General features: G+C 42.6%; 4 protein-coding genes. All 4 read right to left on the reverse strand.

The annotated features are described in order from the left end of the window. Positions 1–225: 225 nt before the first annotated feature. From rnr to AM305_RS10350, 4 genes are read right to left on the reverse strand one after another with little or no spacing between them, the layout of a single operon-like run. Positions 226–2,574, reverse strand: coding sequence for a ribonuclease R (rnr, locus tag AM305_RS10335; RefSeq protein ID WP_005825821.1), 2,349 nt, complete (start codon positions 2,572–2,574; stop codon positions 226–228). Between the two features lie 31 nt (positions 2,575–2,605). Continuing rightward, positions 2,606–3,175, reverse strand: coding sequence for an elongation factor P hydroxylase (locus AM305_RS10340; RefSeq protein WP_005825823.1), 570 nt, complete (start codon positions 3,173–3,175; stop codon positions 2,606–2,608). Beyond that, complete coding sequence (locus AM305_RS10345) at positions 3,162–4,925, reverse strand: protein-disulfide reductase DsbD (RefSeq protein ID WP_005825825.1); 1,764 nt, start codon at positions 4,923–4,925, stop codon at positions 3,162–3,164. Before AM305_RS10345 ends, AM305_RS10340 begins: the two co-directional genes overlap by 14 nt. Next, complete coding sequence (locus AM305_RS10350; protein WP_005825827.1) at positions 4,925–5,875, reverse strand: calcium/sodium antiporter; 951 nt, start codon at positions 5,873–5,875, stop codon at positions 4,925–4,927. Before AM305_RS10350 ends, AM305_RS10345 begins: the two co-directional genes overlap by 1 nt. Positions 5,876–6,058 lie beyond the last annotated feature (183 nt).

Raw genomic sequence — 6,058 nt, forward strand, 5'->3', positions numbered from 1 at the left:
GCACCTCCCTCCGTAAACGGAGGGAGGGGAAATTCCATGTTGTTGCTTTTGTAGGAGCGAAATATCTTTCGCCCTGAACAATTAAGGGGATTTAGGGCGAAAGATATTTCGCCCCTACAACAATGTTATTTATTTGAGGTTTGTCATCAGTCTAAGCCGCTCCGCGGCTCTTTTTTCAGCCCCAGCGGGGCTGGGCTTAATGAACCTAGCACGGCTCGTGCTAGGTTATTGCTCAAATATAACCTTTGTCAGTAATCTGGTTTTTGCTTTCTTCTGTTTTTTTTGCTTAGTAGCGGTGCGTTTTTTTACAGTTTTTACCTCTTTGAACACAGGTTTTTCTCCCCCATTCATTTTTTTCGCTTTTTGTTTTGCGGTCTTGCCAATGGCAATCCCTTTGCGAAAATTCCCCAATAAAGCAAAATCGATTTTCTTATCATCTAAATTGACGTTAATCACTTTTACTTTAACAGGATCGCCTAAACGATAAATCACACCGGAGCCACCTACTAAACGCTGGCGAGCGGCATCATAGTGATAGTAATCGTTTTCGAGGGTAGAAATATGCACTAAGCCATCAATAAGTAGTTCGTTGAGTTTCACAAATAAACCAAAGCCGGTTACGCTAGAAATAACGCCTTCGAATTCTTCGCCAAGATGGTCTTGCATAAATTCACATTTCAGCCAGTCAGCGACTTCACGGGTTGCTTCATCAGCACGGCGCTCTGTGGCAGAGCAAGCATCGCCAAATTGATCCATATCATCAAGGCTATAATGGTAGCCACCACCCTCGGTGTAATGGCGCTTGTTGCCTTTTTCTTTTTCAATAAGATATTTAATTGCTCGGTGTAACAATAAATCCGGATAACGGCGAATAGGTGAAGTAAAGTGCGCATATTCTTGTAAAGCTAAACCAAAATGCCCAATGTTATCCGGTGCATAAACCGCCTGTTTTAATGAGCGTAATAACATCGTTTGAATGAGCTCACGATCAGGACGATCTGCCAGCTGTTCAATCAATGTGGCATAATCTTTAGGTTGTGGATCAAGCCCAACATTCCAAATCAAACCACATTCATTGATAAACGATTTAAAGCTGACTAATTTTTCTTCGCTTGGTTTGTCGTGAATACGATATAACGCAGGTTCATTGGCATTTTCAACAAAGCGGGCAGCGGCAATGTTGGCTAAAATCATACACTCTTCGATGATTTTATGGGCGTCATTACGAACAAGTGGTTCAATGCGTTCAATGCGTCCTTGCGGATTGAAGACAAATTGGTTCTCGACCGTTTCAAATTCAATCGCACCACGTTCTTGACGGGCCTTAGCTAAAATTTGGAACATCGCATAAAGTTCTTCAAGATGCGGGACTAATGTTTGATAGCGCTCACGTAGTTCCTCATCGCCTTGCAGCATTTTCCATACTTTTGTATAGGTCAGGCGAGCGTGAGAATTCATTACTGCTTCATAAAATTGATAACCCGTAAGTTCGCCTTGCGCTGAAATCGTCATTTCGGCAACTAAACAGAGGCGATCCACTTGTGGATTAAGCGAACATAACCCATTGGAAAGAATTTCCGGCAACATTGGAATAACCCGAGTTGGGAAATAAACGGAGTTACCCCGATTAGCTGCTTCTAAATCAAGAGCGGTTTTCGGGCGAACATAATAGCTGACATCGGCAATCGCTACCCATAAACGCCAGCCATTACCTTCTTTTTGGGCAAAAACCGCATCATCAAAATCTCGAGCGCTTTCGCCATCAATGGTAACTAGGGGTAAATCACGTAAATCAACACGCCCTTGTTTAGCTTCTTCCGGCACTTCTTCGCTTAATTGGCGAATTTGCTTTTCTACTCCTTCGCTCCACGTGTGGGGAATGTCGTGATTACGTAGCGCAATTTCAACTTCCATACCCGGGGCAAGATTATCGCCAAGAATTTCGGTTATAAAACCTACAGGGCGGCTAAAACTCGCTTTACGTTCTTGAAGCTCAACCACAACCACTTGTCCCATACGAGCACCAAGACGATGTTCATCAGGAATGAGAATATCTTGACTAATTCGGCTATCATCCGGCACGACAAAACCAATGCCACTTTCGAGGAAAAAGCGCCCTACAATCTGTTTCTTACGCGCTTCTAATACACGTACAATTCGCACTTCCTTACGTTTAAAACGATCGGTTCCGTTAGGTTGCGCTAAAACAAAATCACCGTGCATTACTCTGCTCATTTGTGTGTTTGGGATAAACCAGTCATCATCGCCTTCAACTTGTAAAAAGCCGTAGCCATCTCGATGGCCAATAACGGTTCCTTTGATTAAATCCATTTTTTCAGGTAGCGCATAACGTTTACCTTTGGTAAACACTAACTGCCCATCTTTTTCCATTGCTCGCAAACGGCGGCGAACGCCCTCAGTGCGTTCTTCATCATAGATGTGAAATGCCTCAAGAAGCTCTTCTCGACTCATTGGCGCATCATATTCTCGAATGGTTTTTAAAATAAATTCTCGGCTTGGGACGGGGTTTTCATATTTTTCTAATTCGGCTTGGTAATTTGGATCAATGATCATTTTATTTTCTCTTATTATTTATCGGAAGCGCCTAAATTTTTGTCAAATCAAACTGATTTAAATCAATTTTATCCGGCGTGCCATAAAATTCAGCTAAGGCTTTACGTAAAATTTCCGCACGTTTGGGTAAATAACCACGCTCCGCATAGATTTTTACTTGGTCATACACCGCTTGCTTAAAGGCAGAGTTATCCCCCGGGTTCCCCGAAAGATTATCCGCACTGGCAAAATAACGGAAGCCTGCCGCATTTGCTAATACCCATTCAATGGCTTGCGGTTTTACCTCTACCGATTCAAATTCACGCTGGCGTTCAGCAGAGCGACCATCAGGCTCATACCAATAACCGAAATCTTCCAATTGACGGCGCGCTTCCCCTGCCACGAGCCAGTGAGAAATTTCATGCAATGCGCTACTGTAATAACCATGTGCAAATAAAATAACGTGGTACGGACGCTCCGAAGCCTCTCCCCCTTCATTTAAAAACGCAGGTAAATAAATGGGATAATCTTCTCCCTTTTCTAAACGGGTATTGTATTGTTCAGCAAAACAGTGGTTAAAAATATGAATAATATCTTCAATTTTATGATTATCTTGATTCATGTTGTTCCTTATTTAAAGAATTAAGCCAATCTAAAAAAGGCTGTGCGGCTAAAAAGCCGGTGACTCTGGATTGTGTCAGTTCACGCCCTTGCTCATCAAAAAACAAAATGGTTGGTAAACCTAATACCTGAAAATGTTTCATCAACGCACTATTTTCAGGCGAATTGTGGGTCATATCAATTTGTAGCACGACCATTTCAGAGAGTTTTTGCTGCACCATTGGATCGGTAAAGGTATATTTTTCAAATTCCTTACATGCCACACACCAATCCGCATATAAATCTAACATCACTTTTTTGCCTTGTGCGTCTTGTAACTGTGTTTCTAATTCTGCTAAAGAGTGAATGCGAGTTAAAGCCAATTGAGGTTGTTGCAAAGCGACTTTTTCAGGCTGCCACACCCAATTTGCCCATGGATATGCACTTAAACCGAATAACCCCAATAAACCGAGCCGTAAGCCTAATTTAAAAAGTCCCTTACCTGATGTCAGCGAAATCAGCCATGCTAAAAACGCCATTGCCAATGCCGACCACATCAGAGGCTCCACATTTGCCGGTAAAACTCGCGCTAATAAAAACACAGGTAATGCCAACATGACAAAGCCAAAAGCGGTTTTAACGTGTAACAACCACTCGCCGGATTTTGGCAATACTTGATGCCCAAATAAGGTAATCAGCATTAAGGGTAATCCCATACCTAGCGCCAACAAATATAAGGCTAATGCACCAATAAACAGGTCGCCTGATTGAGCAACATAAAGTAATGCACCGGAGAGTGGCGCCGAGGTACAAGGCGAGGCAATCAGCCCAGCAATCATTCCCATCACAAACACACTACCAACTGCACCACCTTGTTGCTGTTGGCTCATTTGGTTTAATTTTTGTTGCCATGCATTGGGTAAACGGATTTCAAACAGCCCGAACATGGAAGCCGCCAGCAAAATAAACAATACCGATAAACCAATTAACACAGGTGGACTCTGCAACGCCACTTGAAAGGGTAAGCCAATCGCTGCCACCGCTAACCCTAGCAACGTATAAGTTAAAGCCATGCCTTGCACGTAGCTAAAACTCAACAATGCCGCACGTAATCGGGTTGGGCGTGTCTTATTGCCCATCACAATGGCTGAAAGTAAAGGCAACATCGGCAAGACGCAAGGCGTAAAGGCTAAGCCTAATCCTAAAATGAAAAACCAGAAAACCGAAAACGCATTCGTGGAAAGTTGTTTTGCTAATTGATCTTGTTCGCTCACAGGAGAAGCGGTTGTATTTTCGGTATTTTTTGCAAATGTTTCTGTCAATTCGACCGCTTGCGTATTTAATAAAGCCTTATCTAATGCAACACTAACAGTTTCAGGCGGATAACAAAAGCCTTTCGTACAGCCTTGATAACGCACCTCAACCGTCCCGTTTTCGGCTTGCTGAATCGGCACATTTAAGGATAACTGTTGGCGGAAAATATCTACATCGCCAAAAAATTCATCGTGATAACGCTCCGCTTGCGGAAATTGCCACTCTCCCAAGCTTGCATTTTGTGGTGTAAGTGAGATCTCTTTTTGATAGAGATAATAGCCTTCTGCAATCTGCCACTTTAATGCCAAAACGCCATTTTGTTGTTGAGAAGAAAAGGTAAATGCCTCTTGGGAGGTTAAAAACTGCGGTTTGCGATCAAAAATACCTGCCTGAGCAGAAATCCCCACCCAAAGCATAAAAAGCACCGCCCAAACACGTTTTATCTTTATGTTAAACATCATACCGCCGTTTGTAATAAGTAAAGGGAATATCCTACGAAACAGAGTAAAAAAAGACATCCCTCCAAGCGGTTAATTTCACGTCTTTTTTTACCTATTTTCCAACTAAAAATCCAAAGGAGCAACGTAAGCCCCGACATTGCCAACATATCACGGCTGAAAATAGCCGATTCCACCTGCATAGGCTGAATTGCACCGGCAATGCCTACCACCGCCAGAGAGTTAAATAAGTTCGAACCCACAATATTCCCTAAGGCTAAATCGGATTCACCTCGGCGAGCTGCAACCAGTGAGGAGGCTAATTCAGGTAACGATGTCCCCACTGCAACAATGGTCAAGCCAATGACTAAATCACTGATGCCTAGCGATTTTGCAATCTCCACCGCACCGATAACCAGCAATCTTGCACTTACCATCAAGATCAATAATCCCACCACCAACCAGAAAAAGGCTTGTTTGCGAGACATGGTTTCAGCTTGTGATTCCTCAACTTCGACTGTATTTTCTGCTTTACCTCGCCAGAGGCTCCAAATCATATAAGTCGCAAAAAGCACTAATAAAATGACCGCTTCCACACGGCTTACAATCGCATCCATCATAAAATAAGCAGATAGCGCTGTAACCCCTAATAAAATCGGCAATTCTCGCCAAACCACGGTTTTAGCAACTTGAATTGGGCGAAGTAACGCCGTCAGTCCTAAAATTAATGCGATATTCGCAATGTTCGAGCCATAGGCATTCCCTAATGCAATCCCCGAAGCCCCATTTAAGGCTGAAGATGCTGACACCAACATCTCAGGAGCAGAAGTGCCGAAGCCAACAATGACCATACCGATTAGTAGTGGCGACATTCCTAAATAACGTGCTGTTTGTGAAGCTCCGCTTACAAATTTATCAGCGCTCCAAACTAATAAAATTAAACCGGAAACAAGATAAATAGCATTTAACATAGCTATTCCTTAAGGCATGAAAGAGTAGGGATATTATAGAGGAATCGAGCGTAAAGCCCAAAGAATATGAAGATAAAAACGTTAAATAAAAAAGTTGCTAACATTTAAAGAAAATAAACATTAGCAACTATTTTGTCTATGCGCTTATTTTACGCGCTGAATTTACAATCCAAGTGCAACAAA

This window comes from Actinobacillus minor NM305 (genome assembly GCF_000175195.1).
Lineage (GTDB): Bacteria > Pseudomonadota > Gammaproteobacteria > Enterobacterales > Pasteurellaceae > Haemophilus_A > Haemophilus_A minor.

What these genes read in the sequence shown, in the direction of transcription:
- AM305_RS10345 (WP_005825825.1), bottom strand. Translation starts at nt 4,925, where the DNA reads ATGTTTAACATAAAGATAAAACGTGTTTGGGCGGTGCTTTTTATGCTT.
- AM305_RS10350 (WP_005825827.1), bottom strand. Translation starts at nt 5,875, where the DNA reads ATGTTAAATGCTATTTATCTTGTTTCCGGTTTAATTTTATTAGTTTGG.
- AM305_RS10340 (WP_005825823.1), bottom strand. Translation starts at nt 3,175, where the DNA reads ATGAATCAAGATAATCATAAAATTGAAGATATTATTCATATTTTTAAC.
- rnr (WP_005825821.1), bottom strand. Translation starts at nt 2,574, where the DNA reads ATGATCATTGATCCAAATTACCAAGCCGAATTAGAAAAATATGAAAAC.